20 protein-coding genes are annotated in these 19564 nt (G+C 72.4%); 9 read left to right on the top strand and 11 right to left on the bottom strand.

The window, feature by feature from the left end; genetic code table 11:
• Window positions 1–651: 651 nt before the first annotated feature.
• The 5 genes from ACFQO7_RS36075 to ACFQO7_RS36095 form a co-directional block, all read right to left on the bottom strand.
• Window positions 652–2208 (bottom strand): N-acyl-D-amino-acid deacylase family protein, encoded by a 1557-nt coding sequence (locus ACFQO7_RS36075; RefSeq protein WP_376810600.1) that lies wholly within the window; start codon window positions 2206–2208, stop codon window positions 652–654.
• Between the two features lie 40 nt (window positions 2209–2248).
• Window positions 2249–2575 (bottom strand): hypothetical protein, encoded by a 327-nt coding sequence (locus ACFQO7_RS36080; protein ID WP_361051939.1) that lies wholly within the window; start codon window positions 2573–2575, stop codon window positions 2249–2251.
• A gap of 54 nt (window positions 2576–2629) precedes the next feature.
• A complete protein-coding gene (menC, locus tag ACFQO7_RS36085; RefSeq protein ID WP_376810601.1) occupies window positions 2630–3736 on the bottom strand; it encodes an o-succinylbenzoate synthase in 1107 nt (368 codons plus the stop codon).
• Entirely contained in the window at window positions 3733–4605 is an 873-nt protein-coding gene (locus ACFQO7_RS36090; protein ID WP_376810602.1) for a GNAT family N-acetyltransferase, read from the bottom strand. The genes menC and ACFQO7_RS36090 overlap by 4 nt, the downstream gene beginning before the upstream one ends.
• A 125-nt stretch (window positions 4606–4730) precedes the next feature.
• On the bottom strand, window positions 4731–5651 hold the full coding sequence (locus tag ACFQO7_RS36095; RefSeq protein ID WP_376810603.1) for a MerR family transcriptional regulator: 921 nt from the start codon (window positions 5649–5651) through the stop codon (window positions 4731–4733).
• Between the two features lie 74 nt (window positions 5652–5725).
• Here ACFQO7_RS36095 and ACFQO7_RS36100 point away from each other — a divergent pair, with 74 nt between their 5' ends.
• Complete coding sequence (locus ACFQO7_RS36100; RefSeq protein ID WP_376810604.1) at window positions 5726–6922, top strand: cryptochrome/photolyase family protein; 1197 nt, start codon at window positions 5726–5728, stop codon at window positions 6920–6922.
• Between the two features lie 8 nt (window positions 6923–6930).
• On the opposite strand, the gene ACFQO7_RS36105 is transcribed toward ACFQO7_RS36100, so the two are convergent.
• The 3 genes from ACFQO7_RS36105 to ACFQO7_RS36115 all read right to left on the bottom strand — a co-directional run bounded on the left by ACFQO7_RS36105 (window position 6931) and on the right by ACFQO7_RS36115 (window position 9308).
• Window positions 6931–7824, bottom strand: a complete 894-nt coding sequence (locus tag ACFQO7_RS36105; protein ID WP_376810605.1) for a hypothetical protein — start codon at window positions 7822–7824, stop codon at window positions 6931–6933.
• Window positions 7825–8187: 363 nt separating this feature from the next.
• Window positions 8188–8847, bottom strand: a complete 660-nt coding sequence (locus ACFQO7_RS36110; protein ID WP_376810606.1) for a hypothetical protein — start codon at window positions 8845–8847, stop codon at window positions 8188–8190.
• On the bottom strand, window positions 8844–9308 hold the full coding sequence (locus ACFQO7_RS36115) for a MarR family winged helix-turn-helix transcriptional regulator (RefSeq protein ID WP_376810607.1): 465 nt from the start codon (window positions 9306–9308) through the stop codon (window positions 8844–8846). The genes ACFQO7_RS36110 and ACFQO7_RS36115 overlap by 4 nt, the downstream gene beginning before the upstream one ends.
• Window positions 9309–9478: 170 nt before the next feature.
• Between ACFQO7_RS36115 and ACFQO7_RS36120 the strand changes: the two genes are divergently transcribed.
• Window positions 9479–10111, top strand: coding sequence for an alpha/beta hydrolase (locus ACFQO7_RS36120; RefSeq protein WP_376810608.1), 633 nt, complete (start codon window positions 9479–9481; stop codon window positions 10109–10111).
• Window positions 10112–10154: 43 nt separating this feature from the next.
• On the opposite strand, the gene ACFQO7_RS36125 is transcribed toward ACFQO7_RS36120, so the two are convergent.
• Window positions 10155–10427, bottom strand: a complete 273-nt coding sequence (locus ACFQO7_RS36125; protein WP_376810609.1) for a GlsB/YeaQ/YmgE family stress response membrane protein — start codon at window positions 10425–10427, stop codon at window positions 10155–10157.
• Between the two features lie 122 nt (window positions 10428–10549).
• On the opposite strand from ACFQO7_RS36125, the gene ACFQO7_RS36130 reads away from it, so the two are divergent.
• The gene (locus ACFQO7_RS36130) at window positions 10550–11050 is read left to right on the top strand and encodes a hypothetical protein (protein ID WP_376810610.1); all 501 of its coding nucleotides are present in this window, start codon (window positions 10550–10552) and stop codon (window positions 11048–11050) included.
• 60 nt (window positions 11051–11110) lie between these two features.
• Here the strand turns inward: ACFQO7_RS36130 and ACFQO7_RS36135 are convergent, their stop codons facing one another.
• Window positions 11111–11494: a PRC-barrel domain containing protein gene (locus ACFQO7_RS36135; protein ID WP_360538858.1), complete on the bottom strand. Its 384-nt coding sequence runs from the start codon at window positions 11492–11494 to the stop codon at window positions 11111–11113.
• Window positions 11495–11721: 227 nt separating this feature from the next.
• Here ACFQO7_RS36135 and ACFQO7_RS36140 point away from each other — a divergent pair, with 227 nt between their 5' ends.
• The 5 genes from ACFQO7_RS36140 (at window position 11722) to hypF (ending at window position 16323) form a co-directional block, all read left to right on the top strand.
• Window positions 11722–12216: an SRPBCC family protein gene (locus ACFQO7_RS36140; RefSeq protein WP_361051904.1), complete on the top strand. Its 495-nt coding sequence runs from the start codon at window positions 11722–11724 to the stop codon at window positions 12214–12216.
• A 56-nt stretch (window positions 12217–12272) separates the two neighbouring features.
• Window positions 12273–12977: a hypothetical protein gene (locus ACFQO7_RS36145; RefSeq protein WP_376810611.1), complete on the top strand. Its 705-nt coding sequence runs from the start codon at window positions 12273–12275 to the stop codon at window positions 12975–12977.
• Window positions 12978–13032: 55 nt separating this feature from the next.
• Entirely contained in the window at window positions 13033–13578 is a 546-nt protein-coding gene (locus ACFQO7_RS36150) for an MOSC domain-containing protein (protein WP_376810612.1), read from the top strand.
• 92 nt (window positions 13579–13670) lie between these two features.
• The gene (locus tag ACFQO7_RS36155) at window positions 13671–13961 is read left to right on the top strand and encodes a DUF6959 family protein (protein ID WP_376810613.1); all 291 of its coding nucleotides are present in this window, start codon (window positions 13671–13673) and stop codon (window positions 13959–13961) included.
• A 55-nt stretch (window positions 13962–14016) separates the two neighbouring features.
• Window positions 14017–16323: a carbamoyltransferase HypF gene (hypF, locus tag ACFQO7_RS36160; RefSeq protein ID WP_376810614.1), complete on the top strand. Its 2307-nt coding sequence runs from the start codon at window positions 14017–14019 to the stop codon at window positions 16321–16323.
• A 127-nt stretch (window positions 16324–16450) separates the two neighbouring features.
• Here the strand turns inward: hypF and ACFQO7_RS36165 are convergent, their stop codons facing one another.
• Entirely contained in the window at window positions 16451–17191 is a 741-nt protein-coding gene (locus ACFQO7_RS36165) for a TetR/AcrR family transcriptional regulator (protein WP_376810615.1), read from the bottom strand.
• 90 nt (window positions 17192–17281) lie between these two features.
• On the opposite strand from ACFQO7_RS36165, the gene ACFQO7_RS36170 reads away from it, so the two are divergent.
• Window positions 17282–19555, top strand: a complete 2274-nt coding sequence (locus ACFQO7_RS36170) for an ATP-binding cassette domain-containing protein (protein ID WP_465252394.1) — start codon at window positions 17282–17284, stop codon at window positions 19553–19555.
• The last annotated feature ends 9 nt before the right edge of the window (window positions 19556–19564 follow it).

The raw sequence follows: 19564 nt of genomic DNA on the forward strand, positions 1-19564 counted from the left end.
GGTCGCCGGTGTTGGTGATGGTGATGTTCGCGCCGAAGCCGCTGCCGTTGTCCCATGCTTTCGTATAGGTCACCTGGCAGGACACGGCGGCGTGGGCCGGGGACGCGATCGTCGCCCCCGTGACCACGACCATGGCGCCGACCGCGACCAGCGCGACACGGCGTCTCAACGTGCGGATACTCACGAGATCTCCTCATGGAGCGGGTGCCGGCCGCATGTCCCGGATCGGGGCCGTGGACGGGACGGATACGCGGCGGCCGCGCAGCGGCCAACCAGGCGCCGTCCGGTCCCACCGGTTGCCCTCGGCCGCCCGATCCGCGTGAGGCTCCACACGAGTAGATGCATCGTCGCATCGACCTTTGCTGATCACAAGGGTCGATCATGCAGCACTTTTCAGCCCCCTCTCAACCTTCCCAGGCAACGCACAGCAGCCCCCTTCCGCGTTGATCATGAACTTATGGCACGGCTCGACGGCATGTCCCTGCCCCAACTTCATGATCGACAGCGCGGCTGTCGCTGGAGCACATACCTCGGCGAGCGGTTACATCTTTTTTGATGTGGCCACATCAAAAAAGATGTAACCGCCGCACACCGACGTGCCGTCCAAAGCGCGCGTGCTCGCGCACAGGCGAGCAACCCGCCGCCGGGCCGTCAGCCGCGCAACACCAGGCCGCGCCGCTCGCCGGTGAAACGGCCCGCCTCGACCACGACGTGACCGGCCAGCACGACGTGCTCGACGCCGGTCGGGCGCGCGTCGGGCACGGCGTAGGTGCCGTCGTGGCCGATCGTCGCCGGGTCGAACACGACCAGGTCGGCGACCGCGCCCGCGCCGACGAAACCGCGCCCGGTGAGTCCGAACTGGTCGGCGATCGCCGAGGTCATCTTGCGGACCGCCTCGGGCAGGGTGAGCAGGCCGCGCTCGCGCACGTACTCGCCGAGCACCCGGGGGAAGCAGCCCCAGGTGCGCGGGTGCTGCAGGCCGACCGGCGGGCCGTTGTCGGAGCCGATGCCGATCAGCGGGTCGGCCATGATGGTCTCCACGTCTTCCTCGGCCATCATCGTGACCACCATGCCCGCCCCTGGGTCGCCCAGCAGCACCTCGCACAGCGTGTCGAAGGCGTCGGCGGTGCCCGCCAGCTCGGCCAGGGTGCGGCCGGTGACCTCGGGCCGGGTCGTGTGCGTGGTGACGAACACGTCGGCCGGGGTGACCCGGGCCCAGAAGCCGTTGGGCTGCGTCAGATCCTCGGCCAGGGCGCGCAGCCGCGCCCGCTCGGCCGGGTCGGCGAGCCGGGCCCGCATCGCCTCGGTGCCGCCGACCAGCGCCGCGCCGGGCAGCAGCGCGTTCAGGAAGGTGCCGCCCGCGCGGTACGGGTACTGGTCGCCGCGCACGTCCACCCCGGCCAGCCGGGCGGCGTGCAGCTTGGCCAGCAGGGCCTTGCCACCGCCGTGGTTGGCCTTGCCGGCGACCTTGCAGTGCGAGATCTGGAGCCGGACCCGGGCCTGCGTGGCGATGGCGATCGCCTCGTCGAGCGCCTCGCCGAGCCGGTCGTCCTCGTTGCGCAGGTGCGTGGTGTAGGGCCGGTTCCAGCGATGCGCGACCCGGGCCAGGGCGATCAGTTCGGTGGTGTCGCCGTAGCTGCCGGGCGGGTAGATCAGGCCGCTGGACAGGCCGACCGCGCCGGCCGCGAACGCGTCGTCGGCCAGGCGGCACATCTGCTCCAGCGCGCCGGGGCGCAACCGCTCGTCCATGCCGTTGGCGTACGCCCGCAGGGTGTTGTGCCCGACCATGGCGGCGATGTGGTTGGTGGGGCCGGCGGCGGCGATGTCGTCGAGGTAGCCGGCGAAGTCGCGCGGCACGACCGGCACGCCCCCGGCCAGCTCGGCGAACAGCGGCCCGGTGGCCTCGATCGCGGTGGCGTCCAGCGGCGCGAAGGAGAACCCGCAGTTGCCGACGATCTCCGTGGTGACGCCCTGGTGCAGCTTGAACGGCTGCGGCTGCGGCATCAGCGGCACCGGGTCGGAGTGGCTGTGCGCGTCGATGAAGCCCGGCGCGACGGCCAGGCCGGTCACGTCGATCTCCCGGCGGGCCGGGCCGAGGTCTGCCCCGACGGCGCTCACCCGGTCGCCGGTGATCGCGACGTCGGCGGCGACACCGGGGCCGCCCAGGCCGTCGTACACCGTGCCACCGCGCAGCAGCAGGTCATGCATGTTCAAGCCTCCAGGGGGTGGGGGTCGTGCGGGTTACCGGTCAGGTGGTGATCCGGGCGCGGCCCGCGGCGGCGAAGGCGATCAGGCCCGCCGCGATGACGGGCAGGCCGACGCTGAACAGCGCCAGCGCCCCGAGCGCGCACAGCAGCACCCCGGACACCAGCAGTGCCGGGGCCCGCCTGCGCCGCGAGCCGAGCGCGCCGCCCAGTGTCAGCGCGGCCGCGACGAGCAGGCCGCCCACGAACCACAGCACCGGCGTGCCGCCCTGCTGGACGACGGCTATCACGTACCCGCCCGCCGACAGCAGGCACAGCAGCACCACGACCAGCGGCAGCCAGTCGATACGGAGCCGGGTACGCGCAGCCACGCCGTCATTGTCCCCGAGGCGGCGGTCCCGGTCCGGCCAAACGGGGCGAAGGGGTTAGCGGGCGATCCATTCCGTGGCGGTGGTGACCTCGGCGAGCGCCGCCGGGTCCGGGTCGACGCCCACGCCCGGCCCGGTCGGCACGGCCAGGTGCCCGTCGGCCAGCACGAACGGGGCGGTGATGTCGCGGCGGAAGTAGCGGTCCGAGGCGGACGTGTCGCCGGGCAGGACACAGCCGGGCAGCGCGGCCAGGGCCACGTTCGCGGCGCGGCCGATGCCGGTCTCCAGCATGCCGCCGACCCAGACCGGCACCCCGTTGGCGGCGCACACGTCGTGCACCCGGCGGGCCTCCAGGTAACCGCCGACCCGGCCGGGCTTGATGTTGACGACCGACGTCGCGCCGAGCGCGATCGCGTCGGCGGCGGCCCGCGCGCTGGTGATCGACTCGTCGAGGCAGATCGGGGTCCTGACCTGCTTCGCCAGCTCGGCGTGGCCCCGGATGTCGTCCTCGGGCAGCGGCTGCTCCATCAGCAGCAGCTCGAACGGGTCCAGCTTGGCCAGGTGGCGGGCGTCGGCGAGGGTGTACGCCGTGTTCGCGTCGACCTGCAGCGCGATGTCGCCGAAGCGCTCGCGCACCGCGCGCACCGGCGCGACGTCCCAGCCGGGCTGGATCTTCAGCTTGATCCGCAGGTAGCCCTCGGCCAGGTAACCCGCGACGGCTTCGAGCAGCTCCGGGATCGAGTCCATGATGCCGACGGAGACGCCCGCGGGCACCCGGTCGCGCACCGCGCCCAGGTGCGCCGCCAGCGGCGTGCCCACGATCCGCAGCTTCGCGTCCAGCAGCGCCGTCTGCACCGCCGCCTTGGCCATCGGGTGACCCTTGATCTTCGCGAACGGCACCTCGGCCAGGTACGGGTCCGCGTCCGGCAGGCTCAGCACGGCCGGGATCAGGAAGCGCCGGATCACCTCGGCGGCCCCGTCCACGTACTCGCTGGAGTACAGCGGCTCGGCCATCGCCACGCACTCGCCCCAGCCTTCGGCCCCGTCCTCGGTGACCGCGCGCACCAGCAGCACGTCGCGGTCGTGTTCCACCCCGAACGAGGTGCGGAACGGACTGACCAGCGGCATCGCGATCCGGCGCAGCTCGAACCCGGTCACCTTCATGACTTCTCCTCCAGCACGTACCAACCTTCACGGCTCATCCCGGTGATCCGGTAGCCGGTCTCCAGCGCCCCGCAGATCGCGTCGCGCACCGCGGTCCGCCACAGCTTCGCCACGTCGCGGTCCTGCGCCCGCAGCCGCTCGATGTCCGCCGGCACCGCGACCAGCAGCACGGGGGCGTCGGTCGGCGGGCGCTTCGGCGGCAGGGTCGGCGCGTCGGCCGAGGTCCGGCTCAGCAGCTCGGCCGCCCCGGCGGCGCGCAGCGCGGCCAGGTCGACCTCGCGCACCTCGCCGCGAGCGGCGGCCGACGCGGCCGGAGACAGCAGCTCCCAGCGGATGTAGAGGCGGTCGGTCGCCTCACCGGTGTTGATGCCGTCGTTCATCTCGCCGTAGAAGTCCGGCAGGTACTCGGCCGCCGTCGCGCCGAGCTTGTGCAGGTTGACGTAGGCGTTGCGGCGCACCAGGGGGTCGAAGGTCCAGCAGATCTCGCCGATGCCCCGGGCCAGGGTCCAGGCCCGCTGGTGCTGCTTGAGCGCGAAACCCACGCCGCCGCTCTGCTTGGCGGGGTCCACACCGGCGATGTGCGAGTGCAGGTGGCCGGTGCCGAAGAAGCCCACGGCCGCGCCGATCAGGTCGTCGCCGCGGTAGGCCCCGACGACGTAGTTGCCCGAGTGCTCCAGCGCGCGCAGCATGCCGGCGTTGATGAGCTGGTCGGGCGAGTCGGCTCGCCAGACCCGGCACAGCAGGTCGGCCGCGCGGTTCTGCTCGGGCACGGTGGACAGCTCCCGCATGCGTACGCCCAGCCGGTCGGCGGCGGCCCGCGCCAGCTCCTCGGCCTGCACCACCGCGTCCACGGTGATCTGCTGCGTCACGTCGCCCCACTCTCCCGCCGGCTCGTCATGCCCAGAGCGTATGGCCGCACGAGTCGCCACCGATGGTCGCGGTCGACGAAAACGAGCACCGCCGGTGGTGCCTTCGCACAAGGCCGGGCCGGATGTCAGGGCACCGAACTCACCGTGGCGACGAGTGTGAGCGCCTCGTCGAGCGTGCCCGGCCGCAGCACGCCGTCGGGCAGCTCGTCGGGCCAGCCGGGCCCGGCCGCCGCGACCACGGTGGGGCGGCGCGGCAGCTCCAGCACGGCCAGCAGCGTGGCGAGGTCGGCGGTGTCGGGCTGGTGCGACCACACGACGACGATGGCCGGCCCGGTGCGGCGTACGGCGTCGAGCAGGGCGCGCGGGGGGACGCGGGCGCCGAGCAGCCGGGCGGCGACGCCGCGTTCGGCGAGCGCGGCGGCCAGGGCCTCCAGGGGCAGGCTGTGCTGCTCCTCGTCGGCGCACGCCAGCAGCACCGGCACCGGTGAGCCGGGCGCGGGGCGGCGGACCCCGCCGAAGACCTCGCTGACGCAGCGCGAGACGAGGTGTTCGACGTCGACGAGGCGCTCGGTGGCGGCGTGGCGGTTGCCGATGCCGACGAGCACCGGCACGAGCAGGTCCTGCCAGGCGTCGACGACGCCGTGCTCGGCGACGGACTCCTGCACGAGGTGGCGCACGGTCAGCGCGTCGAGCCGCATGGCGGCGCGGGCAAGGCCGCGGGCCTGCGCTCCGGCCCGGCCGACGGCGAAGGTGTGGCCGCCGCCGTCGCGGGTGTGCGGGCGCTCCTCGGCGAGCTGGGCGATCCCGTCGCGGCCGGCGGAGCGGGCGACGCGGGCGGCTTCGGCGGCGGGCACGCCCTGGGCGGTGAGCCGGCGCATGGTCTCCAGACGTGCCAGGGCGTCGGCGTCGTAGCGGCGGTGGTGGCCGGGGTCGTGGCCGCTGGGGCCGAGCCCGTAACGCTGGTGCCAGGTGCGCAGCGTGGTGACGGCGATGCCGAGCCGCCGGGCCACGGCGCCCGCGCTCAGCCCTTCGTTCTCGCCTGCCACGTCAGCAGCCTATCGCAGCGTACAGTTGCGTTGATTGCTGCATCGTTATCTCCCGCCGACGTCCGAGGATGATCATGAATACCGTCGTCCTGCTGCTGACCCGTGATCTGCGCGTGCACGATCATCCCGCGCTCGCCGCCTCCTGCGCCAACGCCGAACGGGTGGTCCCGCTGTTCGTCGCCGACCCGGCGCTGACCGTCCCGGACAACCGCCGCCGCTTCCTGCTGGAGAGCCTGCAGGACCTCCGCGACGGCCTGCGCCGCCGGGGCGGCGACCTGCTGGTGCGCTCCGGCGACCCGGTCGCCGAGGCGATGCGCACCGCCCGGGAGGTCGGCGCCGAGGGCATCGCCCTGACCGCCGACGTGTCCGAATACGCGGCCCGCCGCCAGGAGCGGCTCGCTCGGGCCTGTTCTCGCGAGCGGCTCGCGCTCAAACTGTTCCCCGGCGTCACGATCATGCCTCCAGGAGAGGTCACCCCGTCCACGGGCGGCGACCACTACAAGGTCTTCACCCCGTACTGGCGGGCCTGGCAGTCGTCGCGCTGGCGCGGCACGGTCGCCACCCCGCGCAAGATCCACCTGCCCGACGGGGTCACCGGCGACGACCCGCGCACCGTGCTCGGCGACGCGAAAAGCGAGTCGCCGCACCCGATGACCGGCGGCGAGAGCGAGGCGCTGCGCCGCGTCAAGAACTGGAAGACCAAAGCCGCCGCGTACGCCGACCGGCACGACGACCTGCCCGGCGACGCCACCTCGCGACTGAGCCCGTACCTGCACTTCGGCTGCCTGTCCCCGCTCGCCCTGGCCACCGCCGACGGCATGCCCGAGGCGTACGTCCGGCAGCTGTGCTGGCGCGACTTCTACCACCAGCTGCTGGCCGCGTTCCCGAAGCTGCGCACGCAGGCCTTCCGGCCCGGCGCCCAGGAGCAGTGGCAGGACGACCCGGTGGCGTTGCAGGCGTGGCAGGCCGGCGAGACCGGGGTGCCGATCGTGGACGCGGGCATGAAGCAGCTGGCCGCCGAGGGCTGGATGCACAACCGGGCGCGGCTGGTCACCGCCTCCTACCTGACCAAGACCCTCGGGCTGGACTGGCGCGACGGCGCGGCCTGGTACGACCGGCTGCTCATCGACGCCGACGTGGCCAACAACTACGGCAACTGGCAGTGGGTCGCCGGGACCGGCACCGACACCAAGCCGTACCGGCGCTTCAGCCCGGACCGGCAGGCCGAGCGCTTCGACCCCGACGGCGAGTACGTACGCCGCTGGACCTGAGCGGGCCGTCAGCCCGCCCGGCCGTAGCCCCACCCCAGCCGGGTCTTCATCGGCCCGGTCCCCGTCGCCGTGACGTGCGCGATCAGCACGGACCGCAGCGGCTCCGGCGGGTCGGGCCGGCCTTTCCACTCCAGGGTGGTGAACAGGTCGGCGGCCCCGTCGAGCTGCTCCGGCGTGGGCGCGGCCAGCACCTCGAAGATCGACTCAACGGACTCCTGCAGCAGCATCCGCTGCGGCGCGAGTTCGTACCAGGCTGTGCCGCCACCGGGCACCGGCGGGGCGTGCGGGATGAAGCCCGCCCAGGCCAGCAGCACCGCGATCCGCTCGGCGGCATCCGGAAAGCGCACGGCGGTGAGTTCGGCGAGCCGCTCCTCCGCGTCGTCCTCCCGCTGGGACGTGGCCTCGGCGGCCTCGGTGAGCCCCGGCGGCGCGGCCTGCACCCACGCGACCCGGCGGTGCTCCTCCTGCGCCGCGTATTCCGCCAGCAGCTGCTGGATCTCGCGGGGTCCGGTCAGCCCGTGCTCGGCGAGCCAGTCCGTGAGCGCGGGGCCGTCCCGCAGGTCGGCGTCGCAGTCCCCGATCCCCCGCAGGCTGGTCTGATGGTGCAGCGTCCACTGGGCGGTGTCCTGGCCGGCCGCGTCGCGCACGAGGATCGTCGGCGAGCCCAGGCACCGGCAGAGATCACCCGTGCCGCCGTCCACGATGGCCAGCAGATCGGCCAGCTCACCGATCTCGGCACCAGCGAGCGTGATGCGGTCGGCATCTGGTTCGTGCGCTTCGTGCGGGGACGTCCCGACGATGACGACCTCCGCTGCTTCGCCCAGGACCCGCCGCAGGGCTGCCGTGGTGGGAGCCTCGTCGTCGCGGATGCCGAGGGTGAAGTCGTCGCGGTGGCCGGTCACGGCGGGCAGCGTACCGCGGGTGGCGAAAGGCCACCGCCCCTTGCACCGGTGATCATCGGGCGCGGAGAACAAGGTGTCGGTGGGCGCGGGTACATCTTTTTTGATGTGGCCACATCAAAAAAGATGTACCCGCGAACAGAAAAGCATGTCCCCGCCGCGGTACCGGTTCCGACGCCGAGGAACCGACTCCCCGACATGCTTCGGCCTGCGAAAACCTGGATGGCGCGGGGTCGCCGGGACGGCCATCCGGAATGGATCTCTCGACCCCATCGGGTCGCCCGATCTCCTATTCGCTATCTTGACCTGCTGAGACGCAGTCAAGTCCATGATCACTGACACCGTGATCATGGACTTGACCAGGGTTCAGGCCGCGGGCGCGCCGGACCGGGTCAGGTGCTCGCGGGCCGCCGCGACCAGGGCCTTCGGGTCGTCGGCCCATACCCGCACGTGGGTGACCGGCTCCGTCGGCCCCTTCGGGAGGTGGAACACGGTCGGCTCGCGCAGCACGACGTCCACGTTGGTCTGGCTCAGGATGACGATGCTCATCACGGTGCCGTCGGCGGTCTGCTCGTATTGGAAGGTGCGGCTCGCCGGAGCCGAGCGGTTGCGGGCGCTCACCGAGACGACGTTCTCCCACGGGATCGGCAGGGCGATCGTCGCCGCGTGCCGCAGCCGCAGGCCGGACGGCACGACCAGGTGCGGGTGCACCTTCACCATGGCCAGCAGGCCGATCATCCAAACGAGCCCGTACACGCCCAGGAACGCCAGGGTCAGCCGTGCGCTCTCCCACGGCAGCAGCAGGTCGACGGCCGGGATCTCGATCGCCGAGAGCACGATGAACACCCAGATCACCGGCGTCATCGCCTGGGCGTAGCCGAACGAGGCACCGCCGTCCTCGGTCACCAGCGGGCGGCGCAGGACCCACCGGTAGAGGCTGCGCCACATGCCCACCTCGTACACGAACAGCCGGCGGGCCAGCCGCCATGCCTGCTGCCATCGGGACGGGATCGCGGGGGTCGTCATGAGGCCTCCTCGCCGGGGGTGGTGGTCAGACCGACCGCGCGCAGTCGGTCCACGATCTCGTCGAGGCCCGCGCTCAGGCACTCGAACCGGTCCTCGGACATGCCGCCGAACAGCAGGTCGGCGAACCCGGCCTGCTGTCTCTCCATGTCGGCGACGACCGCCGCGCCGTGCTCGGTGAACGAGACGAGCAGCGCCCGGCGATCGGTGGGGTGCGGCTGCCGGGTCACGAAGCCGGTCGCCTCCAGCCCGTCCACCAGCCCGGTGACGGTGCGCGCACTCACCCCGAGGCCGTCGGCCAGCGCCCGCTGGGTGCTCGGCCCACTGCTGCGCAGCAGCCAGAGCAGGGTGGTCCGGGACGGGGTGAGCCCCTCCTTGGCCAGGCTCTCGGTCATGTCCTTGTTGAGCAGCACGACCAGTTCGAGCACGCGGTCGAGCGCCGCCAGGTGCCGCTGCTCGGCCACGGAGAGCCTCCAGGTATCGTGATGCACACTCACTATGTGCTAGGAACACAATGATGGCACTTCACCATCTCTGTGGCAAGCGGGCGGGCACCGGCTGGATGTCCGGCCCCGCGCGCGGTACAGATGGCAGGGGTCGGCGAGCACCGGCCCCGACGACCGAGGGAGCAGACATGCGCGAACCCGCGCTGGAGATCCGTGAGGCGGCCGACGGGCCACGGGCGCTGGTGATCCTGCTGCACGGCGGGGCGGCCGGCGGGCATGGACGAGCGCACCGCGGCCGAGCCGCCTACCTGCGCATGCTCCCGTTCCAGCGGGCCATGCCCGGCGACGTCACGGTGTGGCGGCTGCGCTACCGCTTCCGGGGCTGGAACGGCGCGGCCGCCGACCCCGTGCGCGACCTGGCGTGGGCCCTGGACCAGGCCCGCAGCCGCCACCCGGGGCTGCCGGTCGTCCTCGTCGGGCACTCGATGGGCGCTCGCGCGGCCCTGTGGGGTGCGGGCGATCCGCAGGTCACGGCCGTCTGCGCACTCGCCCCGTGGATCGAGCCCGGCGACCCGGTCGCGCAGCTCGCCGGGCGCACCGTCCTGATCGCCCACGGCGACGCCGACCGGATCACCGACCCGGCCGCCTCCCGCCGGTACGCCGTCGCGGCCGAAAAGGCCGGGGCAGACGTCACTTTCCTCGACGTCACCGGCGACGGCCACGGCATGCTGCGCCGCGCCCGGTACTGGCACCGGCTCGTCGGCGACTTCGTCCGGGCGCACACCCCGCGCGGCGAGCCGGACCGGGTCCGGACAGCGTGATGCGGGCCGGGCGTCGTGCCCGACCCGCATCGTGGCTGTGGTGTCAGTCGACGCTCGACCGCGAGGCGATCGGCGCGACCAGCGCGACGCCCAGCGCCGCGAATCCGATCTGGAAGAGGAGCTCCAGCCAGTCGACGCCGCCCGTGTTCGCCACGTCGAAGGCGCCCGCCACGAACGTGCCCAGCAGGGCCGCGACGACACCGATGACGATGGTCAGCCACAGCGCGATGGACTGGCGGCCCGGCAGGACCAGCCGACCGAGCACACCGATGACCAGACCGATGATGATGGCGGTGAAGATACCGGTGATTTCCACGGTGTTTTCCTTTCCCTGTCGTTGACACGGCGATGCCCGCACCCCGCGGACGGCAAACCAACACCTGCTCAGCGGCGGGAAACCCCGTGGCCGCGCCCGACGGCGGAGCGCACACTGCGGGAATGGACCAGGCTGCCGCTCGGCTGTACCGCTACATCGGCCCGCCCGAACTGCTCGCGACCGTCGACCCTGGACAGTCCGGTCGGCTGCTCGACTCCACGCAGGCCGTGCGGGCCTGGGTGGCGCAGGTGGGCGGTGAGCCGTTCACCTATGTCGTCGACGCGGCCGGCCGGTTGCTGGCGGCGGACCGGCGCAGCGAGCACGTCGCCTGCGCGGGCGGCCATGACGTGCTGAGCGCGGGCGAGCTGTCGCTGCGGCGCACGGCCACAGGCTGGGCCGTCGCCGAGGTCAGCAACCAGTCGACCGGGTACGCCCCCGAACCGGCGTCGTGGCCGGCGGTCGCCGCGGCGCTCGACCGCGCCGGGATCGCCCACCCGGGCGGCTTCACCGCCGCGTTCGAGTTCCGCCGCTGCCCGGCCTGCACGGCGCTGAACCTGGTCAAGGACGACGACTACACGTGCTGCCTGTGCGAGGCTCCGCTGCCCACGCAGTGGCGCGGTTGAACCGGGCACAGACGAGGACGGGCACCGGCGCGTACGCCGAGGCCCGTCCTTCTCACATCGTCACCGGCGCTCGCGGTCGGCGTAGTACGTGCCGACCTGATCGCGGTACAGCGTTTCGTCACGGAGGTCCGGGTCGTACTCCGGAGCGTCCTTGATCTCGGCCTTCGAGCGGTTGACGAACACCTTCTCCTCGGTCCAGTCGATGTTGTTCACGACTCCCGCGGGAAGCATCCGCTTGCTGCCGAAGATCCACGGACCGGTGTCGACCACGATGTAGCTGGAGCCGACGGCCCCGGTCGCTTCATCGATCTTGCCGATACCGCCGTCGACGGCCTCGACGTGGAAACCGACGATCGAGCGGTCCCCGCCCTCGTCGGTCGTCTTGTAGTCGAGGTCCGCGCTGTAGCTCCACGGGTCCCAGGGGATCGGGTTCATGGCAGTCATGTCTTCCTCCTCCTCGTTGGACTGGTTGCTGACGACGACCGCCTACCCGCTCCGCCACCCGCCTAACCCGCCCACGTCCTCCCATGATCACCCGACTTGCCCGGCACCTGGGCGAATGAGCCGTCAAGATATCCACGATTGCCTGGCAACACGGTGGATCACGGACGGTCGCGAGCGGCATATGGGTGATATGCATATTTTGTTCCTGGGCAGGGTACGACCCCCGCATGGCACGAACCGAGCGCGTCATCGCGGCCTCACCCGAGCGCGTCTTCGCCGTCCTCGCCGACGGCTGGACGTACGCGGACTGGGTCGTCGGCACCGCGCACATCAGGGACGTCGACTCTTCCTGGCCCGCTGTCGGCAGCAGGCTGCACCACAAGGTGGGCCCCTGGCCGCTGTCGACCGCCGACGTCACCCACGTGGTGCGCTGCGAGGCGCCGTACCGGCTGGTGATGCGGGCCCGGATGTGGCCGCTCGGCGAAGCGGTCGCGGACTTCCGCCTGGTCCGCCTGGACGCCCACTCGACCCTGGTCACGCTTGTCGAGGACTTCACCCGCGGCCCGCTGCTCGCGATCCGCAACAAGCTGAACGACCTGCTGCTGCACGGCCGCAACAAGGAGGCCCTGGACCGGCTGGCCGACTTCGCCGAGAACCGCGAGAACACCTACGACGCCCGGGCGCTGGCCGAGGTACGGCTGGAGCGCGTCGCCCGGCACTGACCGGGCGTGGCGGGTCGCGATACCCGGATCCGGCCGGCAGGGTGCATCATCTGCACATGCCCCTCCCGCCGCCCAGGCAGCTGGACTACTACCTGCTCGCCGCCGACGAGTCCGCCCGCCCGGCGGCGGTCGTCGTCGAGGACCTGGTGCTGCGCGACGACGGCACCGCCATCGGCATCGACAACGTGACCTGGACGGCGACCGGCGGCTCGTGGCGGTGCACCCCGGCGCTCAGCCGCGACCTGCGCGCCGACGAGCGGCTGCGCGGGCGGGTGCGCGCGGTCGACGCGGGCGCCGCCGAGACCGCGCTGCGCGAACTCGGCGGTGGCGACCTGCCGGACGAAGCGTGGCTGCGGGCGCGGTTCGGCGACTTCCTGCCACTGCCCTCGGCCCCGCTGCTGCGCCTCGGCCCGGCCCAGGCGCCGCCCGGCTTCCGGGACCGGCACGTCTACCGGATCCTGTTCGCGGGCGATCTGGACCGTGCCGGGCTGCAGTGCCTGCGGCTGTGGTGGCGGCTGGAACCGGTCGAACCCGCCGCCGACCCGTCGGGCCGCCTCGCCGGGCGGGCCCGCCGCGCGGTGGACGGGCACGAGCTGAGCTGGGAGCTGCGCCGGATCGGGCCGGGCCTCGGCTGGGCCGTCGACCTGACCGCGTGCCTGCGCGACGGACCCGCCGCAGGGGTGCCCGCGCTGCTGCGCGACCTGCGGCAGCTGGCCCGCGCCCACGGCCTGATCCCGGTGGCCGTCGAGCGCCTCAGCTGAGCCGACGGCCGCCTGCCCACCTGACGCCTGCCGGGCCGGATGCGAGAATGGGCGCATGTCAGCTCCCATCGTGGTGGCCGTCAGCCGGGACTCCGAACACCGGTTCAGCAAGCCGAACGCCGACGAGATCGAGCTGATCGCCGGGCTCGGCGTGGCCGGGGACGCGCACGCGGGCGTGACCGTGCAGCACCTGTCGCGGGTCGCCGCCGACCCGACCCAGCCCAACCTGCGCCAGGTCCACCTGATCCACGCCGAGCTGCATGACGAGGTACGCGAGCAGGGTTTCGCGGTCGCGCCGGGCCAGCTCGGCGAGAACATCACCACCCGCGGCCTGGACCTGCTGTCGCTGCCCCGGGGCACGGTGCTGCGCATCGGCCCGCAGGCCGTCGTCGAGGTGACCGGCCTGCGCAATCCCTGCGCCCAGATCGACCGCTTCGAGGACGGCCTGCTCAAGCAGGTCGTGTACCGCGACGACGCGGGAGACCTGATCCGCAAGGCGGGCATCATGAGCATCGTGCTGGCCGGAGGAACGGTGCGCCCCGGCGACACGGTCACGGTCGAGCTGCCCGCCGAACCGCACCTGCCGCTCGAACGCGTCTGATCAAAGCCCGGCCGCGCGATGCCAGGCCCTCCTCGGCGTCGCGGCGGCATTCTCCGTTGCGGGCCTGGTGACCGGGGACCGATCATGACCTGATGCAGCCCCCCGCGGATCCCGAGCGCCCCATCGAGGTGACCCTGCTCAGCCGGGCGGGCAACGCCGCTGTCGTGCACCTGCCCGGTCGGGCGTTTCCCGGCGTGAACCTCCAGGGCGACTCGCTGTCGGTACTGCGTACGCAGCTGGCGGGCGCGGCGGGGACGCTGCGGGAGACTCCCGGCGACGCCGCCGCCCTGGACGAGCTGGACGACGTCGTCAGAGAGCTGAACGCGCTGCTGGCCTACTACGAGCGGGTGCTCGCCCGGCACGGCTTGCGTCGCCCCTATTAGGCCGCCGCCGGGCGGGTCCGCCGGTTTTCGGGCCGCCGGGCCGCAGAATCATGTCATGGCATACGGGGTGATTTCCGACGAAGCCTCCCATGAGCGGCTGGCGGTGCGGGTCGCCGGGGTCGTCCAGGGTGTGGGGTTCCGGCCGTTCGTGTACACCCTCGCGCAGCGGCTGCACCTGCGCGGGCACGTCGGCAACGACACCGAGGGCGTGTTCATCGAGGCCGAGGGGCCGCGGTCGGCGCTGGACGCGTTCCTGTGCGCGCTGGACCTGGAACGCCCGCCGCTGTCGGTGATCGACTCGATGACCGCCGCGCCGCTGCCGGTGACCGGCGCGCCCGGCTTCACCATCGTGGCCAGCGACGCGTCCGGCCCGCCCGCCGCGCAGGTCGCCCCGGACGCCGCGACCTGCGCGGCCTGCCTGGACGAGACCACCGGCGGGGGCGGCCGCCGGCAGGGGTACGCGTTCACGAACTGCACCCACTGCGGTCCCCGGTTCACCATCGTGCGAGACGTGCCCTACGACCGGCCGAACACGACCATGGCCGGGTTCGCCATGTGCGACGACTGCGCGAAGGAGTACGGCGACCCCGCCGACCGCCGCTTCCACGCCCAGCCCGTGTGCTGCCCGGCGTGCGGACCCCGGCTCAGCCTGCTGGGCATGGACGGCAGCACGGTGCTCGCCGAGGGGGCCGACCCGGTCGCCGCGACCGCGCGGCTGCTGCGCGCCGGGGCCGTCGTCGCGATCAAGGGCCTGGGCGGTTACCACCTGGCCGTCGACGCGACGCATCCCGAGGCCGCCGCCCGGCTGCGCGCCGCCAAGCACCGCGAGGACAAGCCGTTCGCGCTGATGGTGGCCGACCTCGCGGAGGCGGCCGGGATCGCCGAGGTGGAGCCCGCCGCGGCACGGCTGCTGCGCCACCCGGCCCGGCCGATCGTGCTGCTGCCCCGCCGCACCCGCCATCCGGCGCACCGCATCGCCGAGGCGGTCGCGCCGGGCTGCCGCGAGCTGGGAGTGATGCTGCCGTACACGCCGCTGCACCACCTGCTGCTCGCCACGATCGTCCGGCCGCTCGTGATGACCAGCGGCAACTCCTCCGACGAGCCGATCGCCTACCGCGACGACGACGCGATGGTCCGGCTGACCGGCATCGCCGACGTCGCGCTGACCCACGACCGGCCGATCCACCTGCGCACCGACGACTCGGTGGCGCGAGTGGTGCGCGGGTCGCCGATGCTGCTGCGCCGCTCGCGCGGCTACGTGCCGCGGCCGGTGCGGCTGCCGTGGAAGCTGCGCCGGCCCGTGCTGGGCTGCGGGGCCGCCCTGAAGAACACGTTCTGCCTGGCCCGTGGCGAGTTCGCGACGCTGTCGCACCACATCGGCGAGCTGTCGAACGCGGCGACGTTCCGCTCGTACACCGAGGGCGTCGGGCACCTGGAGCGGCTGCTGGGCATCACGCCCGAGCTGCTCGCGCACGACCTGCACCCGGACTACCCGTCGACGGCGTACGCGTTGGAGCGGGACGGGGTGGAGCTGGTCGGGGTGCAGCACCACCACGCGCACATCGCGTCCTGCCTGGCCGAGCACGCGGAGCAGGAGGCGGTGATCGGGGTCGCCTTCGACGGGCTGGGCTACGGCGACGACGGCACGCTGTGGGGCGGCGAAATCCTGGTGGCGGATCTGGCGGCGTACACCCGGGCGGGTCATCTGGCCGCGGTGCCGATGCCCGGCGGCGCGGCGGCGGTGCGCGAGCCCTGGCGCATGGCGCTGTCCTACCTGGACGCGCTCGGCGGCGAGCTGCCCGACCTGCCGGTGGCGGCACGGCACGCGGCGGCCTGGTCGACCCTGCGCGACGCGGCGCGGGCGGGCGTGAACGCGCCGCTGACCTCCAGCGCGGGGCGGCTGTTCGACGCGGTCGCGGCGCTGCTGGACCTGCGCGAGGAGGTCACCTACGAGGGTCAGGCCGCCGTGGAGCTGGAGCAGGTGGCGCAGCGTGGCGAGGTCGCGGGTTACCCGGCGGAGATCGCCGAGGACGCGGTGCTGTCGCTGAGCGGAGCCGACCTGGTCCGCGCGGTGCTGGCGGACCGACTCGACGGGGTGCCGGTGCCGGAGATCGCCGCCCGGTTCCACGCCGGCGTCGCCGACCTGATCGTGAACGCGTGCCTGCTGGTACGCGAGCGGCACGGCCTGCACACCGTGGCGCTGTCCGGCGGCGTCTTCCAGAACACCCTGCTGCTCGGCCGGACCCTGGACGGGCTGACCCTGTCCGGCTTCCGGGTGCTCACCCACCGCCAGATCCCGCCCAACGACGGCGGCATCAGCCTCGGCCAGGTCGCCGTCGCCGGCGCCCGCGACCGCCGCTGACCGCGACCCGTCCCTGCTCCCGGCCTTGTATGGAAAGGAAGGGCACCTTCACATCGCTATGTGTTGTAGAAGGTGCCCTTCCTTACCGCGCATGAAGGTTGACCTGCTTACTTGAGGTTGACCTGGCTTACTTGATGAGGCGTTGGACGCCGTCGAGGATGACGTCGAGGCCGAAGACGAAGGCGTGGGCGGGGTCGGCGGAGGCCTGGTAGACCTGGCTGCTGGCCTCGCCGACGCGGCCGGCGACCGGGAAGTCGTGGCCGGCCATGACGCGCTCCAGGACGGGCGCGGTGGCGCGCCACCACTCCTGCTCGTCGAGGCCGGATTCGCGCTGCGCGCGGACCAGTCCGGCGTGGCTGCGGGCGACGCCTTCGACGTGGGTCAGCACGAGGGTGAGCACGGAGTCCATCTGCAGGTCGGTCAGGCCGATGCCGTCGAGCACCCGCAGCTCGGCCTCGTACTTCAGGACGGCGTTCGGGCCCAGGGTCGGGCGGCCGCCGGTGGCGTCGAGCAGCCACAGGTGGCGCAGGCTGACGTCCCAGTTGCGCTCGGCGACGTAGCGCAGGCCCTCGCGCCACCCGTCGCGCCCGGACGGGTCGTCGACGCCGGTGTACAGCTCGCCGAGCACCGTGTCGACCATGAGGTCGTTGAGTTCGGCCTTGCCGGGCACGTGGGTGTAGAGCGACATGGTCCCGGACCCGATCTTGTCGGCGACCCGGCGCATGGTGGCTGCTTCCAGGCCCTCGGCGTCGGCGAGTTCGATCGCGGCGTCGACGATCGCGCGGACCGTCAGGCCTGACCGGCCGGGCCGGGTGTGCGAGCCCCACAGCAGCGCGAGACTGCGACCTGGGTCACTTTTGCCGCTCACGGAAACACTCCACCTCGTCTTATCAGTTGGCGTACGTCGTACGGTACAGGCTACGCTTGCGAGCCGCCCCCACGACCCGATCCCGGAGGTCTGCCCGTGACCACTGCTGACTACGGCTTCATCCAGGTACGCGGAGCCCGCGAGAACAACCTCAAGGACATCAGTCTCGACATCCCGAAGCGTAAGATCACACTCTTCACGGGCGTGTCCGGTTCGGGCAAGTCGTCGCTGGTGTTCGACACCATCGCCGCCGAGTCGCAGCGCCTGATCAACGAGACCTACACGGCCTTCCTGCAGTCGCTGCTGCCCGGCTACGGCCAACCGGACGTCGACTCGCTGGAGAACCTGTCCGCCGCGATCATCGTCGACCAGAAGCGCCTGGGCGGGAACTCCCGCTCCACGGTCGGCACGGTCACCGACGCGTACTCGATGCTCCGGCTGATCTTCGCCCGGCTCGGCTCGCCCGCCGTGGCCAACCCGGGCGTGCTGTCGTTCAACGACCCCAACGGCATGTGCCCGGACTGCGAGGGTCTCGGCGACGTCGCCGCGATCGACGAGGACGCCATCGTCGACCGCGACAAGTCGCTCAACGAGGGCGCGATCCGGCTGTCCGGCTTCAACGTGGACAGCTGGTTCTGGGCGATCATCACGCAGTCCGGCTTCTTCGACAACGACAAGAGACTGCGCGACTACACCGCCGACGAGTGGCACCAGCTCATGTACCTGCCCGAGGCCAAGGTCAAGTTGGCCACCCCGGCAGGCAGCATGAACTCCACGTACGAGGGCCTGGTGCCCAAGTTCAAGCGGCTCTACCTGAGCAAGCAGACCGAGACCACGGCCCCGCACATCCGGGCCGCGATCGAGCGCGTCGCCACCCGCTCGGCCTGCCCGGCCTGCGGCGGAGCCCGGCTCAACGCCGCCGCGCTGGCCTGCCGGATCGACGGCCGCAACATCGCCGAGTGCGCCGCGATGGAGGTCGCCGACCTCGCCGCGTTCATCCGCGGCGTCGACGCGCCCACCCTGGCCCCGATGCTGCACTCGCTGGCCGCCCGGCTCGACAACCTCACCCACATCGGGCTCGGCTACCTCAGCCTCAACCGGCCCAGCGCCACCCTGTCCGGCGGCGAGTCGCAGCGGGTGAAGATGGTCCGCCACCTCGGCTCCAGCCTCACCGACATGACGTACGTCTTCGACGAGCCGAGCGTCGGGCTGCACCCGCACGACGTGCACCGGCTCAACGAGCTGCTGGTACGCCTGCGCGACAAGGGCAACACCGTGCTCGTCGTCGAGCACCGGCCCTCGGTCATCGCCATCGCCGACCACGTCGTGGACATGGGTCCGCGCGCGGGCCGCGACGGCGGGCAGGTCGTCTACGCCGGCGACCTGGCCGGGCTGGCCACCTCCGGCACGCTCACCGGCGAGCACCTGAGCCGCCGGCAGGCGCTGAAGCCGAAGGTGCGCACCGCCACCGGCGAGCTGGTCATCAAGGACGCGGCGCTGCACAACCTCAAGGGCGTCACCGCGGCCATCCCGCAGGGTGTGCTGACCGTGGTCACCGGCGTGGCCGGGTCCGGCAAGAGCTCGCTCATCCAGGGCTGCCTGCCCCGGCACCACCCGGACGCGATCTTCATCGACCAGCGGCCGATCCGCGGCTCGAAACGGTCCACCCCCGCCACCTACACCGGGGTGCTCGACCCGATCCGCAAGGCGTTCGCCAAGGCCAACGGCGTCAACGCGGCCCTGTTCAGCGCCAACTCGAAGGGCGCCTGCCCGCAGTGCCAGGGCATCGGCCTGCTCTACACCGACCTGGCCTTCATGGACCCGGTGGTGAGCACCTGCGAGGCCTGCGACGGTCGCCGCTTCCTGCCTGAGGTCCTGGAGCACACCCTGCGCGGCCAGAACATCAGCGACGTCCTGCGCATGCAGATCACCGAGGCGGCGTCGTTCTTCACCGAGAAGGCGATCAAGCCGACGATGACCGCCCTGGTCGACGTCGGCCTGGGCTACCTGACCCTGGGCCAGTCCCTGGACACCCTGTCCGGCGGCGAGCGCCAGCGCCTCAAGCTCGCCACCGAACTCGGCACCTCGTCCCGCGTCTACGTGCTCGACGAGCCCACCACCGGCTTGCACATGAACGACGTCGACAACCTGATCGGCCTGCTCGACCGCCTCGTCGACGGCGGCAGCACCGTGATCGTCATCGAACACAACCTCGACGTCGTCTCCCGCGCCGACTGGATCATCGACATGGGCCCCGGCGCGGGCCACGACGGCGGCCGGATCGTCTTCGCGGGCACGCCCCACGACCTGCTCGCCGACCAGCACTCCCGGACCGCCGCCCACCTCCGCACCCACCTCAGCTGATCAGCTGAA

Origin of the sequence: Catellatospora aurea, from assembly GCF_042663325.1 — a bacterium.
In the GTDB taxonomy this organism is placed as follows: Bacteria; Actinomycetota; Actinomycetes; order Mycobacteriales; family Micromonosporaceae; genus Catellatospora; species Catellatospora aurea.

Bases quoted from the DNA above. Each gene is read 5' to 3' on its own strand.
- ACFQO7_RS36075 (WP_376810600.1), bottom strand. From the start codon at position 2,208: ATGCATGACCTGCTGCTGCGCGGTGGCACGGTGTACGACGGCCTGGGC.
- menC (WP_376810601.1), bottom strand. From the start codon at position 3,736: ATGAAGGTGACCGGGTTCGAGCTGCGCCGGATCGCGATGCCGCTGGTC.
- ACFQO7_RS36100 (WP_376810604.1), top strand. From the start codon at position 5,726: ATGAATACCGTCGTCCTGCTGCTGACCCGTGATCTGCGCGTGCACGAT.
- ACFQO7_RS36110 (WP_376810606.1), bottom strand. From the start codon at position 8,847: ATGACGACCCCCGCGATCCCGTCCCGATGGCAGCAGGCATGGCGGCTG.
- ACFQO7_RS36120 (WP_376810608.1), top strand. From the start codon at position 9,479: ATGCGCGAACCCGCGCTGGAGATCCGTGAGGCGGCCGACGGGCCACGG.
- ACFQO7_RS36130 (WP_376810610.1), top strand. From the start codon at position 10,550: ATGGACCAGGCTGCCGCTCGGCTGTACCGCTACATCGGCCCGCCCGAA.
- ACFQO7_RS36135 (WP_360538858.1), bottom strand. From the start codon at position 11,494: ATGACTGCCATGAACCCGATCCCCTGGGACCCGTGGAGCTACAGCGCG.
- ACFQO7_RS36140 (WP_361051904.1), top strand. From the start codon at position 11,722: ATGGCACGAACCGAGCGCGTCATCGCGGCCTCACCCGAGCGCGTCTTC.
- ACFQO7_RS36145 (WP_376810611.1), top strand. From the start codon at position 12,273: ATGCCCCTCCCGCCGCCCAGGCAGCTGGACTACTACCTGCTCGCCGCC.
- ACFQO7_RS36150 (WP_376810612.1), top strand. From the start codon at position 13,033: ATGTCAGCTCCCATCGTGGTGGCCGTCAGCCGGGACTCCGAACACCGG.
- ACFQO7_RS36155 (WP_376810613.1), top strand. From the start codon at position 13,671: ATGCAGCCCCCCGCGGATCCCGAGCGCCCCATCGAGGTGACCCTGCTC.
- hypF (WP_376810614.1), top strand. From the start codon at position 14,017: ATGGCATACGGGGTGATTTCCGACGAAGCCTCCCATGAGCGGCTGGCG.